This is a genomic window from Enterovibrio sp. QJM3NY_24 (assembly GCF_057786035.1).
This window is the reverse complement of sequence record NZ_CM173519.1, coordinates 3,043,300-3,065,518: the sequence shown is the minus strand read 5'-3', so window position 1 is coordinate 3,065,518 and position 22,219 is coordinate 3,043,300. Positions and strand designations below refer to the sequence as shown.

Here is a 22,219-nt window from a genome sequence, read left to right as displayed (position 1 = left end):
CGGTGAAATAAATGGCTGAAAAAGAAAACCTTTCCGCATTGTTTGATGGTAACGAGATAGATCAGGCGCTGATTGAAGCGCTAGAAAATGATCCGTCTGCGCAAGAAGCATGGAAAAGCTTTGCCGTTACTCGCGATGTCATGCGTGGAGATGCGCCGAAAAATCCGAATTGGGATATCGCCGCCAGTGTGGCCGCCGCGTTAGACAGTGAGCCAAGCTATGGCTTACAAACATCGGATGCGCAAACTGTAGATACGGTAGTGACACCGAATGTCGTGCCTTTGCAGGAGTCTCAGCCGACACCTCAGACGGCGAGAAAATCGATGCCGTCTTGGTTGCAGCAGCTCACGCAAGTGGGCATGGCAGCGGCCGTCTCACTCGCTGTGATCGTGGGTGTTCAGCAATACAATGGTGGCTTTGATGCCAATACGACGCTGGCCGACTCTCAACCGCCTGTACTGCAAACCATTCCGCTTGGCGGATCGGCAGAGCCTGTGAGCCTTAGCCGAGATTCGATGCAGAGCAACCCTTCGGAAGCTTTGGTGATGGAGCAACGTCGTCGAGTGAATGCGATGTTCCAAGACTATGAGTTGCAGCTGCGCCTCAATGCTGATGAAATCATTGACCAAGGCGTGATGCTAACACCTGACATGAGCAAATAGATTGATGAAAGCTTTCCTGATCGGTGCTGTTGCACTGGTCAGTCTGGTCGCCAATGCCTCGACGGAAGAAAATCCCGCCGGGGCATTGCTACATCAGATGGGCCAGGCCACCGAGCAACAGAACTACGAGTTATCCTACATATTGGTGCGTAAAAATAGCATCGAACCACTTCGTTTCCGTCATGCACTGGTTGAAGGCGAGTCATTTGGTCACATCGCTTATTTGAGTGGTCCTCCGCGTGAAGTCATTCGCCGTGGCAATGAGATCAGCTACTTCGAACCGGGCATCGACCCTTTTACCATTGAAAGTAGCCAAATGGTTGCGCCGCTTCCTGCCATTATGCAGGCGGACATCGAACATCTTTCGACCATGTACGATTTTGTGCCATTGGGCAGAGCGCGAGAAGCAGGCGTTCCTTGTGACGTGGTACGTGTGTCTCCTAAAGACGGTGAACGCTACTCGTATGTGTTGTGGATAGACCAAAGCAGTAAGCTACTAGTGCGTGCTGATTTGCTCGACCGCGATGGTGATCCCATTGAGCAATATCGCGCGCTATCATTGGTCATTTCTCCGCAAATCAGCGAAGGCATGAGTACGTTGGCAGCACTTGAATTGCCACCCGTGGTGCAGGTACCCAAGTCTTCTGATTCGGTATTGAAATGGCAAGTGACTGGCTTGCCTGAAGGCTTTACGCCAATTTATCAGAACCGTCACCGTTTGCTGATCACGGAGCGTCCGGTAGAAAGCCAGATGTTCAGCGATGGCTTGTTTAGTTTTTCTGTGTACTTGGCGGAAGCGGACAAGATGTCAGTGAGAGAGCAATTGGTTCGCAAGGGTAGCCGTACACTACATAGCCATGTGGTGGGCAATGCGGAAATTACGATTGTAGGTGACATTCCGCCTGCGACAGCAAAAAAAATCGCAGAGTCAGTTAAGTTATCTCCAGCTGACGAAGCATCGGTTGATTCTGCAGTGAGTGAGAATCAAACCCCATGATCAAGGCGTTGGCTGAAGTGACTGGCAATGGTGACGGTTATTTAACCGTCCGTTGTCAGCAGAAAACCAGCTGTGGCAGTTGCGCGTCAAAAAGCAGCTGCGGCACGGGCATTGTCAGCAACGCATTGCCGGGAAAGGTGCTCGATATTCGGGTGCCTTCCGCCAAATCAGTGACAGTCGGTAGCCTGATAGAAATTGGTCTAGAGGAACAAACTGTCCTCAGATCAGCAATGCTGGTCTATATTCTGCCTTTAATGTTTGCCATTGCAGGTGCGGTATTGGGCCAGTTTTTGTCTACTCTACTGTCCGTTGGCGAAGGTATTGTTATCTTGCTATCAGCTCTGGCAGGTATTGCGGGTGTTGCTGTAGCACGCCATTTTTCGCACAAGCTCGAGCAGGATACACGCACCACACCGACGCTTTTACGCGTGCTCGGTGGCGCAGTTGGCAGTGCGGCGGTGATAAATGCCGCAACTGATGATAGCGACTAGCCGTTAATTTCGGTAGAATCCCGCCACTTGATCGAGAGATCCTCCAATTTTCACTAACGAGTTAGTCACACCATCTATGAAGCACATTCGTAATTTTTCGATTATTGCCCACATTGACCACGGTAAGTCGACCCTATCAGACCGTTTAATTCAGGTTTGCGGTGGTCTTACTACACGTGAAATGGCAGCGCAGGTTCTTGATTCTATGGATCTAGAACGCGAACGTGGTATCACCATCAAAGCACAAAGTGTGACGCTGAATTACACAGCAAATGACGGGGAAACCTATCAGCTGAACTTCATCGACACCCCAGGGCACGTTGACTTCTCTTATGAAGTATCACGTTCTTTGGCAGCCTGTGAGGGTGCTTTGCTGGTGGTTGACGCGGGTCAGGGCGTAGAAGCTCAGACACTCGCTAACTGTTATACAGCTATCGAGATGGACCTAGAAGTCGTTCCTATCTTGAACAAAATCGATTTGCCAGCCGCCGACCCTGATCGCGTAGCTGAAGAAATTGAAGATATCGTTGGTATCGATGCCACTGAAGCCGTTCGCTGTTCTGCGAAAACAGGCTTGGGTGTAGATTTGGTACTCGAAGAGATCGTGAGAAGTGTCCCTGCGCCAGAAGGTGACCCAGAAGGGCCGCTGCAGGCGCTGATCATTGACTCATGGTTTGATAACTACTTGGGCGTGGTTTCTCTGGTTCGCATTAAAAATGGCGAACTGAAGAAAAACGACAAGATCAAAGTCATGAGCACGGGCCAAATCTGGGGTGTTGATCGCATCGGTATCTTCACACCAAAACAAACGGATACCCAAGGTCTGCGTACTGGTGAGGTAGGCTGGGTTGTTTGTGGTATTAAAGACATTTTGGGCGCACCTGTGGGTGACACCCTGACGCAAGCGAAAAATGGCGCAGAAAAAGCATTGCCTGGCTTTAAGAAAGTGAAGCCTCAGGTTTATGCGGGTCTGTTCCCTGTTTCGTCTGATGATTATGAGAACTTCCGTGACGCGCTGGGCAAGCTGAGCCTGAACGATGCATCGCTATTCTATGAGCCAGAGAACTCGGCGGCTCTGGGCTTTGGTTTCCGTTGTGGTTTCCTTGGCATGCTGCACATGGAAATCATTCAAGAGCGTCTTGAGCGTGAATACAACCTTGATTTGATCACTACTGCACCAACCGTAGTGTATGAAGTGAAGAAGACCAACGGTGATGTTATCTATGTCGATAGCCCAGCGAAGCTGCCGGCGACGAACGACGTAGAGATCATGGGTGAACCCGTTGCCCGTTGTCATATCTTGGTGCCATCAGAATACCTCGGTAACGTGATTACCTTGTGCATTGAGAAGCGTGGTACGCAGGTAGACATGGTTTACCACGGTAACCAAGTGGCGCTGACGTATGACACTCCCATGGCGGAAGTGGTTCTCGACTTCTTTGACCGTTTGAAATCAACCTCACGCGGTTATGCATCACTGGATTACAACTTCCAGTGTTACCAAGAGTCAAACATGGTGCGTGTAGACGTATTGCTTAACGGCGATAACGTGGATGCATTGGCCATCATCACGCACAAAGATCATGCTCAAACACGTGGTCGTGATTTGGTTGAGAAGATGAAAGAGTTCATCCCGCGTCAGCAATTTGATATTGCAATTCAAGCGGCGATTGGCACTCACATCATTGCGCGTTCGACGGTGAAACAGCTGCGTAAAAACGTAACCGCTAAGTGTTACGGTGGCGATATCAGCCGTAAGAAGAAACTGCTGCAGAAACAGAAAGACGGCAAGAAGCGCATGAAGCAGATCGGTAACGTTGAACTGCCTCAAGAAGCCTTCCTTGCCATTCTGCACGTAGGCAAAGACAAGTAATAAAAGGATTTTAAGGGAACATAATGGCTAATACTTTCTCGCTGATTCTGGTGCTTATTACCCTGTTTACAGGGATTATTTGGGCATTGGATAAATTCAGATGGGCGCCTAGGCGTCAGCAAAAAGCGGCAGAGACGCTCAATCTAGATAGCAGTGAGATAAGTGCGGAGCAGGTGGCCCAGATTGCCCCTCAGCCAAGCTGGGTGGAAACCTTCGCGTCTGTGTTCCCTGTCATTGGTCTGGTGTTGGTTTTGCGCTCGTTTATTTACGAGCCATTCCAAATCCCGTCAGGCTCAATGATGCCAACTTTGTTGGTGGGCGATTTTATTCTGGTTGAGAAATACGCATACGGCTTGAAAGATCCTGTTTTCCGCCATCAATTGGTGGAAACGGGGAAACCAGAGCGCGGCGATGTGGTGGTGTTCAAATACCCACCACAGCCGAGTATTGATTATATCAAGCGCGTGGTGGGCATGCCGGGCGATACGGTTCGCTACAGTGAAGAGAAACGTCTGTGTATTCAAAAGCAAGGCGAGTCTGTTTGTGAACTGGTGCCGGTTGATGATGTTCACAAAAGTGAATTCACTCAACGTGGCGTGAACCTTATCCAAGCACAAGAACGCTTGGGTGAAGAGCCTCACGAAATTTTGGTGAACCCTTACATGCCAAACCAAACAGGTCAGTACTATCCGACACCAGGCTTAGGTGAATGGATCGTGCCAGACGGTCAGTACTTTGTCATGGGCGATAACCGTGACAACAGTAAAGACAGCCGCTTCTGGGGTTTTGTGCCTGAAGCCAATCTGGTAGGTAAAGCCGTTGCTATCTGGATCAGTTTCGAATTTGACGAACAAGGCGACAGCTTCCTGCCGTCTTGGGTACCTGTCGGCGTGCGATTTGATCGTATCGGTGGCATTGATTAACTTGGAAAGACATGACAACACCTACAAATAGATTACAACGTCGTATCAGTTATGAATTTAACGATGCGGCGTTTCTTAGTCTCGCCCTGACACACCGAAGCGCCAGTGGAAAACACAATGAGCGTTTGGAGTTTCTGGGCGATTCTATTTTGAGTTTCGTTGTTGCTGACGATCTCTACCATCGTTTCCCGAACGTTGATGAAGGCGACATGAGCCGCATGCGTGCAACCTTAGTTCGTGGTAACACGCTGGCCGAATTGGGCCGCGAGTTTGAACTAGGTGATGTGCTGCAGTTAGGTCCAGGTGAGTTGAAAAGTGGTGGTTTCCGCCGTGACTCTATTTTGGCTGATGCTGTAGAAGCGATCATTGGTGCTATCTATCTCGACAGCGATCTGGAAACGGTACGTGGGACGATACTGGCTTGGTACAAGCAACGCCTTGATACCATTATGCCGGGTGTGAACCAGAAAGATCCAAAGACACGTTTGCAGGAATTCCTGCAAGGACGTCGAAAGCCGCTGCCTGCCTATAATGTAACTAAGGTGCACGGTGAAGCACACAACCAGCAATTTACGGTTGAGTGTGAAGTAGCAGGTCTGGAACGACCTGTAGTAGGTAAAGGCAGCAGTCGTCGCAAGGCTGAGCAAGCGGCTGCCGAACTCGCATTGCAAAAGCTGGACTCATGACTGACACACTGCAAATCCACCACTGTGGCTTTATTGCCATTGTAGGTCGCCCTAATGTGGGCAAATCCACGCTTCTCAACCGTCTGGTTGGCCAGAAGCTGTCTATTACCTCGCGCAAACCACAAACCACACGTCACCGCATTATGGGTGTCGATACTCGTGATGGTTATCAAGCTGTGTACGTGGATACGCCAGGACTTCACATTGAAGAGAAGCGTACCATTAACCGCCTGATGAACCGCGCTGCGGCGAGTTCTCTGACCGATGTTGAACTGGTACTTTTCCTTGTTGATGGCACCCAGTGGACTGCCGATGATGAGATGGTATTGAATAAGCTGAAGAAATCGGAATTACCGACCGTTCTGCTTATCAACAAAGTCGACAACGTTAAAGAAAAAGGCGAGTTGTTCCCGCACCTTCAGGCACTAAGCGAAAAGATGGATTTCGTGGATATGATCCCCGTGTCTGCCAAGAGCGGTACCAATATTGATGCGGTAGAAAAACTGGTTCGTAAGCACTTGCCAGAAGGCGAGTGGTACTTCCCTGAAGAGTACGTGACCGACCGTTCACAGCGATTTATGGCATCTGAAATTATCCGTGAAAAGCTGATGCGTTTTACGGGTGATGAATTGCCATACTCGGTCACTGTGGAAATCGAGCGTTTTGATTACAATCCTGCGACAGATGGTTTTGAAATCAACGGGCTGATCTTGGTTGAGCGAAATAGCCAGAAGAAAATGGTGATCGGCAAAGGTGGCGATAAAATCAAAACCATCGGCCGCGAAGCCCGTCTGGATATGGAAGGATTGTTTGAGCGTAAGGTTTACCTTGAGCTTTGGGTGAAAGTGAAATCGAACTGGGCAGATGACGAGCGCGCCTTGCGCAGTCTTGGCTACATCGACGATCTTTAATCACCACTAAAATACATCAGGAGCAATATGGAAGGCTTGCAGCGCTGCTTTGTTCTGCACTCACGACCTTATAGTGAGACCAGCCTGATCCTAGATGTATTCAGCGAAACCCACGGGCGTGTCAGCATAATGGCAAAAGGCGCCCGTGGTAAGCGCTCTCCCCTTAAGGGCGCACTCCAACCTTTTACCCCCTTATTGATGAAATGGTCCGGTCGCGGTGAAATGCGTACGCTTCGCCATGCGGAAGCGATGGGCCTCGCTATTCCCCTTGCTGGTAATGCTTTGTTTTCCGGTTTTTACCTCAATGAAATATTGAGCCGCGTTGTCGAACCTGAAACGGGTTACCATCAGCTGTTTTTCGATTACGTGACCGCGTTGACAGAGTTGGCGCAGCACGCCAACCCAGAACCTGCTTTGCGCCGCTTCGAATTAGCCTTACTCGATTCATTGGGGTATGGCGTTGATTTTCTCAACTGCGCTGGTAGCGGTGAGCCTGTCGATGAGAACATGACGTATATTTTTCGAGAGCAACTTGGCTTTGTTGCGTCATTGATGAAAAGCAATAATCTGACGTTCACTGGCAGCGATTTGAACGCATTGGCAACCCGACAATTCTCCACGGCAGATCAGCTAAAAGCGGCGAAGCGCTTTACACGGCTGGCACTCAAGCCTTATCTTGGCTCCAAGCCTCTAAAAAGCAGAGAGCTATTTTCGTTAAGAACAAGGAAATTAACGCAATGAATACCATTTATCTGGGCGTCAACATTGACCACGTCGCCACCGTTCGTAATGCACGTGGCACCAAATATCCTGATCCTGTGCATGCGGCCGAGATTGCTGAGCGTGCGGGCGCGGATGGTATCACTGTGCATTTACGCGAAGATCGTCGCCACATCAAAGATCGCGATGTTTATATCCTACGAGACACGCTACAAACGCGCATGAATCTTGAAATGGCCGTGACGGACGAAATGGTTGCTATCGCATTGGATGTGAAACCTGCGTACGTGTGTCTGGTGCCAGAGAAGCGTGAAGAACTGACTACCGAAGGTGGTTTGGATGTTGTTGGGCAGCTTGAAAAAGTGAAAGCGGCGACACAAACGCTGACCGAGGCAGGCATTAAAGTTTCACTATTTATCGATGCTGACCGCGCACAAATTGATGCAGCAAAAGCATGTGGTGCGCCGTTTATTGAGCTGCACACTGGCAGCTACGCAGATGCCGAATCTGAAGAAGAGATGCAGGCTGAGCTGAAAAAAATCGCTGCGGGTGCGAGCTACGCCGCAGACCAAGGTATTAAAGTGAATGCAGGCCATGGCCTGACTTATCACAACGTGACGCCTATCGCTAAGATCCCAGAGATCTACGAGCTGAACATTGGCCATGCAATTATTGGTCGCGCTGTGTTTGACGGTTTGCCAAAAGCGGTCGCAGACATGAAAGCCATTATGCAGGATGCTCGTCGCTAATGGCGGTTGTCGGTTTAGGGACTGACATTGTAGAAATCGCGCGACTTGAGAAAGTGATTGCGCGAACGGAAGATGCGTTCGCAAGACGCGTCCTCACAGACAGTGAAATGGAAAAATACAGCAGCAGTAAGTTTCCAGCTCGCTATTTGGCGAAGCGTTTCGCCGTCAAAGAAGCGGCAGCCAAAGCGCTGGGAACAGGGATTGCGTGCGGTGTGACTTTTCATGATTTTACGGTGAGTAATGATGAGTTAGGTAAGCCGATAGTGAGCTTTTCTGGCGTAGCCAAACAGTTGGCGGATGAGCGCGGTGTCACTCACGTCTTGCTGACTATTGCCGATGAGAAGCGGTATGCAGTGGCGACCGTATTACTCGATAAATAAAATGCTCGCTGAAGAACAAAAACGCCCGTGATATTGGTAAATATCGCGGGCGTTTTTTATTGCATCAAACGGCAATTATTCAGGTGTGTATCGCTTGAAGATGATGGACGTGTTCACGCCACCGAAGGCAAAGTTATTGCTCATGATGTACTCGCAATCAATATGACGTTCTTCGCCACGAATATAGTCTAATTCCCCACAGGCTGGGTCAATATTGTCTAGATTCAGCGTTGGGCTAAACCAGCCCTCATTCATCATTTCAATGGACAACCATGCTTCAATCGCCCCACAAGCACCCAAAGTATGTCCAAAATAGCTTTTCAGGGAGCTGATAGGCATGCGTGGGCCAAACACATTGGCGGTGGCTTGAGATTCAGCAATATCACCTTTACTTGTTGCTGTGCCATGCGCCGAAACGTAACCGACTTTATTTGCAGAAATCCCTGCATTTTTTAACGCTTTCTCCATGCATATCTGCATGGTTTCCTTTTTTGGGTCGGTGATGTGTGCGGCATCGCAGTTACTCGCAAAGCCGACGATTTCAGCATAGATCGTTGCACCACGGGCTTTCGCATGTTCGTACTCTTCAAGCACCAAACTGCCTGCACCTTCACCAATGACAATGCCATCTCGGTCTATATCAAATGGACGAGGCGTCGAATTCGGCGCCTCGTTCTTTTGACTCGTCGCATAAAGAGTATCAAATACCGCTGGCTGCGTTGGGCAAAGCTCATCGGCGCCGCCAGCGACCATTGCCGTTTGATATCCGTGTTTGATCGCTTCGAAGGAATACCCAATTGCTTGGCTACCGGATGTACATGCACTGCTTGTTGGAATCACTCGGCCGCGTAATCCAAAAAACAAACCCACATTCACGGCCGTGGTGGCGGGCATCATTTGCACATAGGTATTGGCATTGATGGCTTCCGTGGTTTTTTGCTCCATCATGATAGAAAAAGCACGGGAAGGTGGAGTACTGCCTGTTGACGATCCAAATGCAACGCCTGTTTCACCATTTGTCAGGATATCCATCCCGAGTAGACCGGATTGTTGCAGGGCGAGATCAGAGGCAACGGTAGAATATTTCGCCACCAGTCCCATGCTGCGAACTTGTTTACGAGTGTAATTGGGCGGCAAAGAAAACGCATCAAGTGGAGCGGTTAGGCGAGTGTTTAAGCCCTGATATTGCTCTAGGTCTGTATTGTATTTAACTGCATTTTTGTGTGACTTTAAACGAGATGATACCTCGTCCCAATGGTTGCCGAATGCAGTGACACCTGCCATTCCTGTTACTACTACGCGTCGGTTCATCGTAATCCTCCATTGACTGAAATGACCTGTCGAGTGATATAACTTGCCGCGTCAGACATCAGGAAATTGACCAAACTGGCCACCTCCTCTGGAGCGCCCATACGATTCAGCGCAATATCAGGCAGCGCTTTATCGATGACATGTTGTTTAATCATGCCCGTTTCAATTAGGCCAGGTGCGACACAGTTTACCGTGATGTTGCGCTTGCCCAGTTCCATGGCAAGAGCTTTAGTTGCTCCCATAATCCCAGCTTTTGCCGCGCTGTAATTGGTTTGTCCAGGGTTTCCCATTAATCCTGATACCGATGACATTGTGACAATTCGGCCACCTTGACGCAGCCTGATCATTGGCATAATGCAGGGGTGTAAAACGTTGTAAAAGCTGTCTAGATTGGTGTGAACGACGCCATCCCATTCTTCTTCAGTCATCGCTGGAAAGGCGGTATCTGCCGTTACACCCGCATTGTTAACAACACCGTAATAGGCGCCAAACATTTCGATGTCAGACTCTAATACCGCGCGACATTCATCGCGATAACGAAGATCAAATCGGATGGTTCTTCCGCTGCCACCAAGGTGAGTCAGTTGATTGAGTGTCTCTGCGGCACCCGCTTCATCTTTGCCATAGTGGACGATGATATCAAAACCTGATGAGGCTAGAGAAAGAGCAATGGCTCGGCCAATTCCTTTACTTGCCCCTGTGACCAGTACGCTGCGGCTCACGAAGCACCTCCTTGTTTGATTTGTGTTAACTCGGCATTTGATGGTTCAAAAGTACTGAGTTGAGATGAGGCGAGTAATGCGCCATCGCTTTCAATCTTGCAACTGAATACCGACACCCCTTCGTGGCTCATGACTTCGTCAACGTGAATGTCTAGCACTTGGTTTCGGGCAAAAAAAGCGGTTACGGTTTGGTAGCGTCGACTTCCCACTAAAAAACCAATGACGGGCGATTGCCCTTTTTGGTAATACTGAAAGCCAGACCAAGCGGCGATGGTTTGTGCCATTAATTCAATGCCAACCCAAGAAGGTAAACCTTGTTGTTTGGTGTCAAAAAAATGGTGGTCTGTGTTAGGACGTGCTTGGCAGTGGGCAAAACTCTTACCTGCATCCACCATTTTATTGAGGTAAAGCATGGGTGCACGGTGAGGCACCAATTGCTTAATCGGTGGAAATGCCGTGCTTTGGTTAATCATGAAAAAGCTCCCCCCAATTCGCCAGAAAGAGCGGAATAAGCAAGCAACTTGTCTTCGAGTACCTTTGGCGCCTCAAATTGCAGTTCTTTGTTATCGAGTCTCACTGGGACTTGCACTGTGTGCCCTTTGCAAAGACGCTTTCCGGATTGAGGGTCGGTAATGAGGTAATCGACTTTTAATCGGTTCTCCCATTCAGCCAAAGTGGCAATAACGCGTATTGTCTGGTTGTATTCAATGGCTTTTATATAGCGAACATTGGCATCAATCACAGGCCACAGAAAGCCAGATGCTTCCATGTCGCGATAACCGTAATCGATTTTTTCCATCAAAAGTCGGCGAGCCTCTTCAAAGAAGCGAAAGTAATTGCCGTGATAGATCACACCCATCGGATCGGCATCTTGGAACGAGGTCACTATGGTCGCTTCTGCTCGCAAGTGCACGGTGCTCATTAATAAAGATCCCAACGTCTTTCTTGAATAAAGGCGATGAAGCGACGCAAATCTTGCTCTAACGGACGATCTTCGCTGACAAAATCAAACTCTGCACCCATTTGAGAGATCATTTCTCTTAGCGAAGGGCTCAGATCGCGCATGGACAATTCGTTGCTGCGACAGCGAAGTTGCAGCGCTTGGAATGAGGCCAATAGGCTCGCGGAGGTGACCTGCTCTGTCAGCTCTAACACGCGCAAGCAATCACGCGCAGCAATGGTACCCATGCTGACTTTGTCCTGATTGTGGCATTCAGTTGAACGGGAAAATACGCTGGCTGGCATGGTGTGTTTGAGGGCTTCAGCGGTCCACGCTGAGATGCCAATTTGCACGGCTTTAAAACCGTGATTGATTGATTTACGGCTGCCTTCTGCGCCTGTTAGGTTGAATGGCAATCCGTTATTGAACTTGTAATCCATCAGTTGCGCCATTTGGCGATCCAAAAGATCGGCAATATTCGCGACCGCGATTTTTAGGCTGTCCATAGCCATCGCAATGTGGCCACCATAGAAGTGTCCACCATGTAAAACACGTTCATTTTCACCGTCAATAATAGGATTGTCATTGGCACTGTTGAGTTCGTTTTCGATCATTTGACGCAGCCACGGCAGTGAATCTTGCAATACGCCAATAACATGTGGCGCACAGCGAAGCGAATAACGGTCTTGTAATCTGTCACTGTTACGCGGCGGGCGATTAACTTGCAGGTCATCGCGAAGCCAGGCGGCGATTTGTTGTTGGCCTGGATGGGGTTTGACGGCGAACAAGGCCTCATCAAAGTGGAAATCATTGCCGTGCATCGCCAGCGACACCATGGCTGTGATTCGGGTAGAAAGCTGTGTTAAGTATTCCGCTCGCTTGAACGCTAAACAGGCAAGAGCCGTCATCACTGACGTACCATTCATCAGAGCTAAACCTTCTTTGGGTTTTAGCTTGATGGGGCGAATGCCTAGTTCGCGAAATACATCAACGGTTGGGCGGACTTCGCCGTTATAGATAACGTCTCGCTCACCGATCAAGGTTGCAGCAAGGTAAGACAGCGGGGTCAGGTCACCGCTAGCGCCAACCGAGCCCTCTTGTGGGATACGCGGTGAAATGTCTTTGTTAATTAAGGTAACGATTTGTTTGAGCAAAGGCATACTCACACCAGACATACCTTGGGTGAGTGAATTTAGTCTTGTGGCTAACACCGCTCTTGCCTGCTGGTGAGATAGGTCATCACCAAGACCACAGCCGTGAAAGCGTGTCAGGTTAAGGGGGAGCTCATCTACCAGCGAAGGTGGGATAGCGACCGTGCACGAATCGCCATAGCCAGTAGTGACGCCATAGATAGCCCCATCTTCCCGCAATAGCCGTTCTAGGAATGCCACACTGCGTTCGATACGGCCGCTGAATTCATCACTTGGATTCAGCGCTGCCTGACTTCCATTGGCTATGGCAACAACAGATTCGATGGTTAATGGTTGCTCACCAAATACGATGGTGTCGTCGATATTCTGGGTCATTGTCTTTCCTTGCTAACTGAAATAAATCACCGGTACAGGTGCCTTTTCCATGGCTCTTTTCATCGGTGAATGGATTTATTGTTGTGTTTAGTCGAAGTGAATGACACCTCGGGTATGGAGACCTGCTGTAGATTCCAGCCGAAAGGTCAGGGCGTTTTTTTCTGGCTTCCAATTCATGGAAAGTTGCACTTGCATGTCAGGCCAGATCGGTGCTTCAAATTTCAATTTATCAAGCGATCGAAAAGGAGCAGTGATACTGAAAATATCGAGGGCTAAATGTACAACTGCATTGATTTGTGACACCCCTGGGTAGATTGCGAAGCCTGGGAAATGACCTTCAAACTCGCGAAGATCGCTGTCGACACAAAGTGAGAGCTCGGCATGAAGGTTCGAGATGGCAGTTTTCACCACGCTAGGTGGGCGATCGGTCGTTTTTTTCTTTGATGAAGGGGTAAATAATTCATCCACGGCGTTCGCTTCGCGTTTCCCTTGGCTGTTTTGGGGGATATGAGAAGCAATCGTATATTCTCGTGGTATAGAAATGGCATCTAGCCATTGTGCGAGGTGTTGCCGTAACGTTTGACGGCATATCGCATCCCCTTGATTCTGAAAGGCGCATTTGCCTTCTTGGCTTAGTACCAGTGCCGCTGCAATGTATTGTCTGTCTGCGCTTTCTTTGGCAATACAGACGGTATCTTCAATCCATGTGTGGTCCATCAAGCGGTTTTCCACTTCCGCCAGAGAAACGCGCTTTTCTTCGATCTTGACGATCCTATCTGCACGCCCCTGCAAGGTAAAAGTACCATCGTTGTGAAAGTCACAAAGATCGCTGGTGTCATAATCCACTTTGGGATGAATAAAGGGGGAGCGCAATCGCAGGCAGCCTTGCTCGGTTAACGTTGCCGAGATACCGTCAAACAGCGTCCAAGTCGCGGTGTCTGCGTGTTGCTGTCTGTGAGCGATCCCGCCGGTTTCAGTGCTGCCAAAGACTTCGAACGGGCGTTTACCCAGGTATTGTTCGGTTTTTTCAGCAGCGTTAAACGGTAAAGGGCCACCGGAAGAAAATACGGCACAAAAACACAATCGCGGGTGATCTTGTTTGAGGCGTTTAAGCTGCGCAGGACTGCTGATTAATGTTTGAGACAATGCTTGTTCGGTGCTGTGTTGTTGTGGATAGACGGCGTTGGTGCGAGAAAATGTTCGTCTTGCGCATAAGGGCCACAGTACACGGAACAGCAGACCGTAAATATGTTGATGAGAAACGGTGCTGACAATGGATGACGTTGCAAGTTCGCTGCCCCAAGTTTGTTCAAGGACATCTATTTCCGCTTGTAACTGTTGAAGCGATTTTTCTATCGCTTTGGGTTTTCCGCTTGAGCCTGAGGTGTACAAAACTATTTTGATACTGTCGAGAGACAAGGCATCGAGCGCGATGGCAGGGTGACTTTTGTGGTCGAGCGGCAATGTAATGGCATCGTTATTGGGTAAGGCACTGGCATGACGATCGGACAACATAGCGTCGAATTCATGGGCTAACTCGTTCAATGCGCCAATCTGGATATTACCCGGTATGACGACAGTTTTTCCCGCATAAGACAAAGCCAGAACAGCAACGGCCATGTAATAACTGTCGTCGAAACAAACAGCCCATCGTGCTGCGGGGTGTGTATTCAAAACATGGTAAAGCGTCGCGACATCATGCTGAAAGTCTCGTTGTGTTTTGAAACCGATTTCACCATCGGCAACGAGAAATAAGTCATCATCTGTTGGGCGAGAAAGCAAAAGAGAGAGCGGCTTGAAATCCATGAGTATCGGTCTTTATAGAATGGCTTATCATTCGTTTGCATGACTCTACAAGGTGTTAGTGCTGTACTAACACCTTGTAGAGTCATGTGGTTCAACGAATCGATTACGTCTCAATAAAATAATCACGTTTTCACAACGTAATAGCATTGTAGTGAGGCAGGATCAGGCTGGTTGAAGCAGTTGCTCTATGGCATCAACAACATCCTGCACAGTACGGACACTTTTGAACACTTCGGGCGGGATCTTCTTACCTATTTCTTTTTGCAAGTGAACGACAAGGTCTACTGCATCAATGCTATCAAGCACTAAGTCCTCATACAGATTGGCGTCTGGCACAACGTCTTCAGGTACCAGCTCAAACAATTCAATTAACGCGTGGTGAACCTGTTTAAAATTCGGGTTATCTACATCAGCCATTTCATTACCTTCTAATGGTATTCTGACAGCATGCACTGAGCATCTATCGTATGATTTCAATGGCACGTATAGCAGATACGTAAATAGGGAGCGAAGCGCGTGAGGTGAATGGGGGTATGAATCGTGACATTTCTTGAGTGTTTACATTTTTAGACGTCGATGTTTGAAATTACTCGTAGAATTTGAGTGTTGCCATTATCGACTTGATTTGTCTTGAAATGCATGCTCTTGGTTGTTTGAGTACGTGTTGATTCTACGTCCTGATTGGGGTTAATAATGTTTCGATTTGCGGAGAGGGCTTATCAGTGGCTGCTGGTTGCATGAAAAAACGGGCACCCCCAAGGGCTAGGATTGCCCGTTTTTCTGTCACTTTCATCCTCGGTATTGCCTGCTTTATCTAAAGATAATGCGGCGATTGCTCGCGAATATTATTCATTTCATCCAGCAGTTCACACAACTCCGGCTCAACATCATCATTGTCATCACCTTGTTTAAACTGTGTCTCTAGCTCATAACAAAGTCCTTTTAGCTTGGGTACTCCGCTGTAAGCGCAACTGCCGTGCAATTTATGAATAATCGGCCAGAGTTCGATATTGTCGCCATCAAGCGCGTTATTGACCTTTTCTTCTACTTCATCAAATGAACGCACGAGCATTTGGAGCATCTCTTTGGCGAGCGCTTCTTTGCCAGATGCCTGTTTCATGGCCAATGACCAATCAATGCTCAGTGACGAACCCACATTATTCGTTTTGATGAGTGGACTTGATGGCTGAATGTCCCCTGTGTGCGGATGGGTCCAGTGGTGAAGGACCTGTTCGAGGATATGCTCTTCAATGGGCTTGGTCAGGTAATCATCCATCCCTTCGTCAAGCAGGCGTTCGCGCTCTCCCGTCATGGCATGAGCGGTCACAGCGATAACCGGTGTTTGGTGATTCAATGGCGACTTTCGTATTTCTTTACATGCTGTTACGCCATCCATTTCGGGCATTTGTATGTCCATCAAAATGAGATCAAAACGTTGTGAACGTGCACGATCTACTGCATGTTTTCCATCGTGTGCCGTCACCACATGGGTCACCCTTTCTTTCAACAACGCCGTGATCAACTTTAAGTTGGCAGGGTTGTCATCGACCGCCATGACCGTCATCGGAAGTTTATTGGTATGGGTTTCCACTGCAGGCGGCAAAACGTCTGGCGCTTGCTGCTCACCTTGAAGAAGTTCTACCAATTTTCTTACAGATAATGGCTTCGCAAGGCATGAGTTCACGCCTGAACTTAACAGGTGCTCCGACAGCGCTAATTCGGTGGTAGGCAGGCAGAAAATGACTTTGTCACTGAAAGATTCAGCATGAGTTGCTTGGGCGATCAAGGTGTCAGGAGAAGGAACATCACTGGCATCGACACAAATTAGCACGCACGAAACGGGTTCAGATTGCTCAGGCAAGGTGTCAACGCTTCGGATGCTGAGGCCAAATTGTGATAAACGCTCACTCATCAACTGGCGGCTTTCAATATCTGATTCCACCAATAGCAGTGATTGCCCTGCTAGTGCTTCGCTGTCTACAGGTTGGACTAACGGCAAATCAGTTTTTAACAGTGACAAAGTAAACCAGAATGTTGAGCCTTGGTGTAAGCGACTACTAAAGCCAATGTCACCACCCATCTGATTCACCAGATTTTGTGTGATCACCAAACCAAAGCCTGTGCCGCCATAACGGCGACTGATGCTGGCATCTGCTTGTCGGAACGCTTGGAACAACTGGGCTTGTTGGCGCTCAGAAATACCGATACCAGAATCGCGGATAACAAACTGAAGCTCTAATTGTTCATCGCGTTGTTGTTTTAGCTCTACGCTGATGCGGATATGACCGCGTTCGGTAAACTTGGTAGCGTTACCGATAAGGTTAGTGAGTACTTGCTGAATACGGAGCGGATCACCAATCACGCCAGCCGGAATGCGAGGGTCAATGCGCAGATCTAGCTCTAGCCCTTTTTCGTGCGCCATCGGCGCGAGCAGGCGCATGACTTCTTCTAGTGAGTCTTCAAAATCAAACGGGATGTTTTCCAGCAGCAACTTGCCCGCTTCGAGTTTGGAGAAATCGAGAATGTCATTAATGATGGTGAGCAAGTTGTTGGCGGACTTTTCGATAGTCTGCAGATAATCTTGCTGGCTGCTGCTCAATTGGGTTTTCAGCATTTGACGCGTAAAGCCAATGACACCGTTAAGCGGGGTACGCAGTTCATGAGACATATTAGCCAAAAATTCTGATTTTACGCGCGCCGCTTCTTGGGCATTTTTCTTGGCAATATCTAGCTCAACGTTTTGAATCTCAAGCTGTTCAAGGGTTTCTCGTAAATCTGAGGTTGCCTGATCGATGCTTTGCTGCATTTCTAAATGGTATTCAGACAGCGAGATCGCCATGGCGTTAATGCCATTTTTTAGTGTGTCGAGTTCGCCCAATAATTTGCCTTCAATCCGAACATCGAGATGCCCTCGACGGATTCGGTCGATCATATTAATCATTTGGGTGATCGGTGTTTCGACATCAAGCAGCAAGCGATAAGCAAAAAAGCCTGACAAAATGACGCCAAGGATCAGCACAACCGCTGCGGAAATGATTTCTTGATACTGCTTTAGCTTGACCGTGGATAAGTCCATTTCCATCGTGATGTAACCGATGGTTTGATCTTGCGTCAGGTTGTTATTGAAGCCGCCAATGGCGCGGATGGGCGCACGCAATAGCAAGGTATCTTGTAACCGACTGATTTCAAGTCGATCGGGCAGTGAGTCGCCGTCGGGGATAGCCATTAAATCGAGATTGCGATGATAGTTTGACGTCACGAAGAGATCATTCTGATCAGAGAACACCGCAATGCTCCGAATGTACTGGCTGTGTTGGCGATGAGTGTGGCCGATGAGTCGGCGCACGTTCTCACGGCTTTCATTAGAAAGACCGATTTCACTGGCGATAGCCAATGGTTCAATGATCGCCTGACCGGCCACGCTCAGTTGCTGTTCCAGCTCTTGATAGCGGTTTTTGATAAAGTAAGCACTGAGCAAGATGCCGATGATCAGAGTCGGTGCGATGGTAAGGGTAATTACTCTGGCGCGAAGTCCGTATTTGGTCATGCTGTTTGTTCTGTGGGAGAATTGCCGTCATTTTCATGACGTACCTGGTCATGACATATATGTCATGACGTCATTGTTCATCGTGTCGCTGTTTTTTACCGAGCTATTTATTCAATAGCCGTTTGTTTAGTACCTACATATCCAGTACCTATGACTACATTCTAATCCTAGGTACGGCTGTACACCAAAGCTGTCGGCGAGAATTCAGCAGGTTATCACAACCCGCTGTCCGCCAATATACGATTCACTGCCATGCCCACCGCAGGAAAGGGGGGTGATGGCCGACATTGGAAAACCAACATGGCGCGTTTTTTTCAGCCACAGAAGAAGAAAAATCTCGATACCAAACACAAGGCCTTCACGGTTGAGCGTCTTGACCATCAAGGTGATGGTGTGGCTTTTGACGGAAAAAGACCGGTGTTTATTGCCGGGGCATTAGCGGGCGAAGAAGTCGTGGCGCAGTTGACAGAAGATAAGCGCCAGTTTGCTCGTGCCAAATTGATCAAGGTGGTAACACCAAGTGCTGAACGAATAGAGCCATTTTGTGCCCACTACGGTGTGTGCGGAGGGTGTAACTTGCAACACCTTGGACATGATGCACAGATTAAAGCCAAGCAAAATTCACTTTCTCAGCTGATGAAAAAATTTGCCGCTGCGGATTTAACTCAAGATGCGCCTGTGCGTTCAGAAGGGCAGGGATATCGGCGCCGTGCGCGATTGAGCGTGAAAATCAGTAAAACGGGCGAGCTGGAAATGGGCTTTCGTCAGCGAAGCTCAAAAGAAATCGTGACGGTGACCCATTGTCCGGTTTTAGACAAACAACTTGATGCTCTGCTTCCCGAGGTCTATTCGCTACTGGATGCGTTGCGTGGTCGTCGTGTTATCGGGCACGTCGAGCTGGTGGAATCAGATGCAGGGCGCGTGCTGCTGGTGCGGGCGATTAAGACACTGCATGACGAAGACATGGCGAGTCTTAAACAGTTTGCCGATGACAAGGCGTTGATTTTGTATCTCCAACAAGGTGAAGACAACGCCGAGCGTATGTGTGGTGACGCGCCACATTATTCGTTGGGTACGCTGTCGCTTTCTTTTGAACCGCAGGACTTTATTCAGGTCAACGCCGACATTAACCAAAAAATGATTGCCCAGGCACTTGATTGGCTAGATCTTAATAACGACGACAAGGTGCTCGATTTGTTCTGTGGTCTAGGTAACTTCAGTTTACCGATTGCAGGCAAAGCAGAGTCGGTTGTGGGCGTTGAAGGCGTTGAGGACATGGTGCAGCGTGCCAGCGACAACGCAACGCACAATGGTTTAGACAATGTGGCGTTCTACCACGCAAACCTTGAACTGGATGCAGGTAAGACCGAGTGGGGCAAGCAGCGCTATAGCAAAATTTTGCTCGATCCTGCACGTGCTGGCGCTTTAGGGGTTATGCCTTATGTGGCACAATCACGTGCCGAGCGTATCGTGTATGTCTCTTGTAACCCTGCAACACTGGCAAGAGACAGCCAAGTACTGCTCGATAAAGGATACAAGTTAGCCAGGTTGGGCATGTTGGACATGTTCCCCCATACCGGGCACTTAGAGTCGATGGCATTGTTTATCAAAGCCTAAGTCGCTCGAAACCGGCAACCATGATGGTTGCCGGTAAGGATTAGAAAAACAGGATAGTGAAATGGTCGCAATTCGTGGCGCGCACCTAAATGACAACAAAGATTTTTTACTTGAACGCTGGGTAGATGGTCTCGCCCAAGACGCGGATGTTTCGCAGGCGTTGATTGATGCTTATTATGACTGCCAATCGCTGGGCGACGAGCAAGCCATGGCGCAGCCGTTATGGTTTGGTCGAGAGATGATTGAAATCCTTGTCACCTTAAGTATGGACAAGGAAACCTTGATTGCGGCGTTACTCTTCCCTGTGGTGGAAGATGGCTTGCTGGCTCACGACGTGCTCAAAGAACGCTATGGCAGCACCATCGCCAAGCTGGTGGATGGCGTGCAGGAAATGGCGTCTATTCGTCATCTGAATGCCAACGACGAAGAAGCGACGTCAGCGCAAGTGGATAACGTACGTCGCATGTTGCTGTCGATGGTGGATGACTTTCGTTGTGTGGTGATCAAACTGGCAGAGCGGATCAGTTATCTGCGTGAAGTGAAAAACGAGCCGGACAATGTACGAAAGGCCGTCGCTAAAGAGTGCGCCAATATTTATGCGCCATTGGCCAATCGATTAGGGATTGGTCAGCTGAAGTGGGAAATCGAAGATTACACCTTCCGTTATCAGCATTCAGATACCTACAAGCAAATTGCTAAACAGCTAGCTGAACGACGTATTGACCGCGAAGAATACATCGATACGTTCGTCACGGACTTACAGCAGTCAATGAGCGTTTCCAACATCAATGCGCAGGTTTACGGCCGCCCTAAGCACATCTACAGCATCTGGCGTAAGATGCAGAAAAAGAGCCTTGCTTTTGATGAGCTGTTTGATGTTCGCGCTGTGCGTATCATTGCTGACCAGCTTCAAGATTGCTATGCCGCACTAGGGGCAGTGCACACCAAATATCGCCACCTTCCCAAAGAATTCGACGACTACGTCGCTAATCCTAAACCTAACGGTTATCAGTCTATCCACACCGTGGTGTTGGGGCCAGAAGGGAAAACGGTCGAGATCCAAATTCGCACCAAGCAAATGCATGATGATGCCGAGCTAGGCGTCGCCGCGCACTGGAAATACAAGGAAGGTGCAACGACGGGACGTAGTGGTTACGACGAGAAAATCACGTGGCTACGTAAACTGCTGGCGTGGCAAGAAGAGATGTCTGATTCGGGCGAAATGCTCGATGAGTTGCGAAGCCAAGTGTTTGATGATCGTGTCTACGCCTTTACTCCGCGCGGTGATGTGGTCGACTTGCCCATTGGTGCAACACCACTAGATTTCGCCTACCACATTCACTCGGAAGTGGGGCACCGTTGTATTGGTACCAAAGTGGAAGGGCGCATCGTGCCGTTCACTTACCACCTGCAAATGGGCGATCAAGTCGAAATCATCACGCAAAAAGAGCCGAACCCGTCACGTGACTGGCTAAACCCAAGTTTGGGCTTCGTCAATTCAGGTCGTGCTCGTGCCAAAATTAATGCATGGTTCCGCAAGCAATCGCGTGAAAAGAACATGATTGCGGGCAAAGAGATCCTCGATGCCGAACTGACCAAAATTGGTGCCGCCAGTAAAGATGCCACCTTAGCCATGAAGCGCTTCAACATGAATAGCCTTGATGAAGTTTACGCTGGTGTCGGTAGTGGCGATTTACGCATCAATCAGGTGGTGAATTTCATCAATTCCATTGTCAATAAACCGACAAAGGAAGAAGAAGACAAACAGTTACGAGCGAAGCTGGAGCAGGTGGAGAGCTCTCCTGTCCCTAAAAAGCCGCGCAGAGACGCTGTGGTGGTAGAAGGGGTTGATAACCTGATGACGCACCTTGCACGTTGCTGTCAGCCCATTCCCGGTGATGCTATCGAAGGTTATGTCACACAAGGACGCGGTATTTCGGTTCACCGTTCTGATTGTGAACAGTTGGCAGAGCTTCGTCATCATGCACCCGAGCGTATTATTGATACGGTATGGGGGGGCGGATTTGTCGGCAGTTACCAAATTACCGTGCGTGTGTTAGCGTCCGAGCGCAACGGGTTGATTAAAGATCTGACGACCGTGTTAACCAATGACAAAGTTAAAGTGGCAGGGATGCAAAGCCGTGTCGACTACAAGCAAAACATGTCGATCATGGATTTTGATCTGGAGTTGAGCGATTTAGACGTTCTCAGCCGAGTGATCACCCGTCTTGAACAAGTCAAAGACGTGCATGAAGCGAAACGGCTTCACTAAACACTAACTGTTAGCAAAAAGGGAAAGCGAAGGCTTTCCCTTTTTATTAAGCCCGTTTAAAACAAACTGACAATGGATAAATAGGC

At 48.9% G+C, this 22,219-nt stretch carries 20 protein-coding genes; 12 read left to right on the top strand and 8 right to left on the bottom strand.

What is annotated here, in order from left to right; translation table 11 throughout:
• Positions 1-11 precede the first annotated feature (11 nt).
• The 10 genes from AC3CIC_RS13630 to acpS all read left to right on the top strand — a co-directional run bounded on the left by AC3CIC_RS13630 (position 12) and on the right by acpS (position 8,392).
• The gene (locus tag AC3CIC_RS13630; protein WP_488514866.1) at positions 12-662 is read left to right on the top strand and encodes an RseA family anti-sigma factor; all 651 of its coding nucleotides are present in this window, start codon (positions 12-14) and stop codon (positions 660-662) included.
• 4 nt (positions 663-666) lie between these two features.
• Entirely contained in the window at positions 667-1,659 is a 993-nt protein-coding gene (rseB, locus tag AC3CIC_RS13625) for a sigma-E factor regulatory protein RseB (protein WP_488514865.1), read from the top strand.
• Positions 1,656-2,150 (top strand): SoxR reducing system RseC family protein, encoded by a 495-nt coding sequence (locus AC3CIC_RS13620; RefSeq protein ID WP_016960305.1) that lies wholly within the window; start codon positions 1,656-1,658, stop codon positions 2,148-2,150. The genes rseB and AC3CIC_RS13620 overlap by 4 nt, the downstream gene beginning before the upstream one ends.
• 76 nt (positions 2,151-2,226) lie before the next feature.
• Complete coding sequence (gene lepA / locus AC3CIC_RS13615) at positions 2,227-4,023, top strand: translation elongation factor 4 (protein ID WP_488514864.1); 1,797 nt, start codon at positions 2,227-2,229, stop codon at positions 4,021-4,023.
• Between the two features lie 23 nt (positions 4,024-4,046).
• Positions 4,047-4,946: a signal peptidase I gene (gene lepB / locus AC3CIC_RS13610; protein WP_488514863.1), complete on the top strand. Its 900-nt coding sequence runs from the start codon at positions 4,047-4,049 to the stop codon at positions 4,944-4,946.
• 11 nt (positions 4,947-4,957) lie between these two features.
• Positions 4,958-5,632, top strand: coding sequence for a ribonuclease III (gene rnc / locus AC3CIC_RS13605; protein ID WP_016960302.1), 675 nt, complete (start codon positions 4,958-4,960; stop codon positions 5,630-5,632).
• On the top strand, positions 5,629-6,543 hold the full coding sequence (gene era / locus AC3CIC_RS13600; RefSeq protein WP_016960301.1) for a GTPase Era: 915 nt from the start codon (positions 5,629-5,631) through the stop codon (positions 6,541-6,543). The genes rnc and era overlap by 4 nt, the downstream gene beginning before the upstream one ends.
• Before the next feature lie 27 nt (positions 6,544-6,570).
• A complete protein-coding gene (gene recO, locus AC3CIC_RS13595) occupies positions 6,571-7,284 on the top strand; it encodes a DNA repair protein RecO (protein ID WP_016960300.1) in 714 nt (237 codons plus the stop codon).
• Positions 7,281-8,012, top strand: a complete 732-nt coding sequence (gene pdxJ / locus AC3CIC_RS13590) for a pyridoxine 5'-phosphate synthase (protein ID WP_016960299.1) — start codon at positions 7,281-7,283, stop codon at positions 8,010-8,012. Before recO ends, pdxJ begins: the two co-directional genes overlap by 4 nt.
• On the top strand, positions 8,012-8,392 hold the full coding sequence (gene acpS, locus AC3CIC_RS13585) for a holo-ACP synthase (protein WP_016960298.1): 381 nt from the start codon (positions 8,012-8,014) through the stop codon (positions 8,390-8,392). The genes pdxJ and acpS overlap by 1 nt, the downstream gene beginning before the upstream one ends.
• Before the next feature lie 75 nt (positions 8,393-8,467).
• Here acpS and AC3CIC_RS13580 read toward each other — a convergent pair whose 3' ends face one another.
• From AC3CIC_RS13580 to barA, 8 genes are all read right to left on the bottom strand, one after another.
• A complete protein-coding gene (locus tag AC3CIC_RS13580; protein WP_016960297.1) occupies positions 8,468-9,703 on the bottom strand; it encodes a beta-ketoacyl-ACP synthase in 1,236 nt (411 codons plus the stop codon).
• A complete protein-coding gene (locus AC3CIC_RS13575) occupies positions 9,700-10,425 on the bottom strand; it encodes a 3-ketoacyl-ACP reductase FabG2 (protein ID WP_488514862.1) in 726 nt (241 codons plus the stop codon). The genes AC3CIC_RS13580 and AC3CIC_RS13575 overlap by 4 nt, the downstream gene beginning before the upstream one ends.
• Positions 10,422-10,898, bottom strand: a complete 477-nt coding sequence (locus tag AC3CIC_RS13570; protein WP_488514861.1) for a hotdog family protein — start codon at positions 10,896-10,898, stop codon at positions 10,422-10,424. Before AC3CIC_RS13570 ends, AC3CIC_RS13575 begins: the two co-directional genes overlap by 4 nt.
• Positions 10,895-11,347, bottom strand: coding sequence for an acyl-CoA thioesterase (locus AC3CIC_RS13565; RefSeq protein WP_488514860.1), 453 nt, complete (start codon positions 11,345-11,347; stop codon positions 10,895-10,897). The genes AC3CIC_RS13570 and AC3CIC_RS13565 overlap by 4 nt, the downstream gene beginning before the upstream one ends.
• Positions 11,347-12,891 (bottom strand): HAL/PAL/TAL family ammonia-lyase, encoded by a 1,545-nt coding sequence (locus tag AC3CIC_RS13560; RefSeq protein WP_488514859.1) that lies wholly within the window; start codon positions 12,889-12,891, stop codon positions 11,347-11,349. Before AC3CIC_RS13560 ends, AC3CIC_RS13565 begins: the two co-directional genes overlap by 1 nt.
• 87 nt (positions 12,892-12,978) lie before the next feature.
• Positions 12,979-14,697, bottom strand: a complete 1,719-nt coding sequence (locus AC3CIC_RS13555) for an ApeI family dehydratase (RefSeq protein ID WP_488514858.1) — start codon at positions 14,695-14,697, stop codon at positions 12,979-12,981.
• Positions 14,698-14,859: 162 nt separating this feature from the next.
• Positions 14,860-15,114: an acyl carrier protein gene (locus AC3CIC_RS13550; protein WP_016960291.1), complete on the bottom strand. Its 255-nt coding sequence runs from the start codon at positions 15,112-15,114 to the stop codon at positions 14,860-14,862.
• A gap of 397 nt (positions 15,115-15,511) precedes the next feature.
• Positions 15,512-18,244 carry a two-component sensor histidine kinase BarA gene (barA, locus tag AC3CIC_RS13545; RefSeq protein WP_488514857.1) on the bottom strand — a complete coding sequence of 911 codons (2,733 nt, stop codon included), beginning with the start codon at positions 18,242-18,244 and terminating at the stop codon, positions 15,512-15,514.
• A 300-nt stretch (positions 18,245-18,544) separates the two neighbouring features.
• Here barA and rlmD point away from each other — a divergent pair, with 300 nt between their 5' ends.
• Both rlmD and relA read left to right on the top strand, forming a co-directional pair.
• Positions 18,545-19,861 (top strand): 23S rRNA (uracil(1939)-C(5))-methyltransferase RlmD, encoded by a 1,317-nt coding sequence (rlmD, locus tag AC3CIC_RS13540; RefSeq protein ID WP_488514856.1) that lies wholly within the window; start codon positions 18,545-18,547, stop codon positions 19,859-19,861.
• A 61-nt stretch (positions 19,862-19,922) separates the two neighbouring features.
• On the top strand, positions 19,923-22,133 hold the full coding sequence (relA, locus tag AC3CIC_RS13535) for a GTP diphosphokinase (RefSeq protein ID WP_488514855.1): 2,211 nt from the start codon (positions 19,923-19,925) through the stop codon (positions 22,131-22,133).
• Positions 22,134-22,219: the final 86 nt, after the last annotated feature.

Bases quoted from the DNA above. Each gene is read 5' to 3' on its own strand.
- AC3CIC_RS13630 (WP_488514866.1), top strand. From the start codon at position 12: ATGGCTGAAAAAGAAAACCTTTCCGCATTGTTTGATGGTAACGAGATA.
- rseB (WP_488514865.1), top strand. From the start codon at position 667: ATGAAAGCTTTCCTGATCGGTGCTGTTGCACTGGTCAGTCTGGTCGCC.
- AC3CIC_RS13620 (WP_016960305.1), top strand. From the start codon at position 1,656: ATGATCAAGGCGTTGGCTGAAGTGACTGGCAATGGTGACGGTTATTTA.
- lepA (WP_488514864.1), top strand. From the start codon at position 2,227: ATGAAGCACATTCGTAATTTTTCGATTATTGCCCACATTGACCACGGT.
- lepB (WP_488514863.1), top strand. From the start codon at position 4,047: ATGGCTAATACTTTCTCGCTGATTCTGGTGCTTATTACCCTGTTTACA.
- rnc (WP_016960302.1), top strand. From the start codon at position 4,958: ATGACAACACCTACAAATAGATTACAACGTCGTATCAGTTATGAATTT.
- era (WP_016960301.1), top strand. From the start codon at position 5,629: ATGACTGACACACTGCAAATCCACCACTGTGGCTTTATTGCCATTGTA.
- recO (WP_016960300.1), top strand. From the start codon at position 6,571: ATGGAAGGCTTGCAGCGCTGCTTTGTTCTGCACTCACGACCTTATAGT.
- pdxJ (WP_016960299.1), top strand. From the start codon at position 7,281: ATGAATACCATTTATCTGGGCGTCAACATTGACCACGTCGCCACCGTT.
- acpS (WP_016960298.1), top strand. From the start codon at position 8,012: ATGGCGGTTGTCGGTTTAGGGACTGACATTGTAGAAATCGCGCGACTT.
- AC3CIC_RS13580 (WP_016960297.1), bottom strand. From the start codon at position 9,703: ATGAACCGACGCGTAGTAGTAACAGGAATGGCAGGTGTCACTGCATTC.
- AC3CIC_RS13570 (WP_488514861.1), bottom strand. From the start codon at position 10,898: ATGATTAACCAAAGCACGGCATTTCCACCGATTAAGCAATTGGTGCCT.
- AC3CIC_RS13565 (WP_488514860.1), bottom strand. From the start codon at position 11,347: ATGAGCACCGTGCACTTGCGAGCAGAAGCGACCATAGTGACCTCGTTC.
- AC3CIC_RS13560 (WP_488514859.1), bottom strand. From the start codon at position 12,891: ATGACCCAGAATATCGACGACACCATCGTATTTGGTGAGCAACCATTA.
- AC3CIC_RS13555 (WP_488514858.1), bottom strand. From the start codon at position 14,697: ATGGATTTCAAGCCGCTCTCTCTTTTGCTTTCTCGCCCAACAGATGAT.
- AC3CIC_RS13550 (WP_016960291.1), bottom strand. From the start codon at position 15,114: ATGGCTGATGTAGATAACCCGAATTTTAAACAGGTTCACCACGCGTTA.
- barA (WP_488514857.1), bottom strand. From the start codon at position 18,244: ATGACCAAATACGGACTTCGCGCCAGAGTAATTACCCTTACCATCGCA.
- rlmD (WP_488514856.1), top strand. From the start codon at position 18,545: ATGGCGCGTTTTTTTCAGCCACAGAAGAAGAAAAATCTCGATACCAAA.
- relA (WP_488514855.1), top strand. From the start codon at position 19,923: ATGGTCGCAATTCGTGGCGCGCACCTAAATGACAACAAAGATTTTTTA.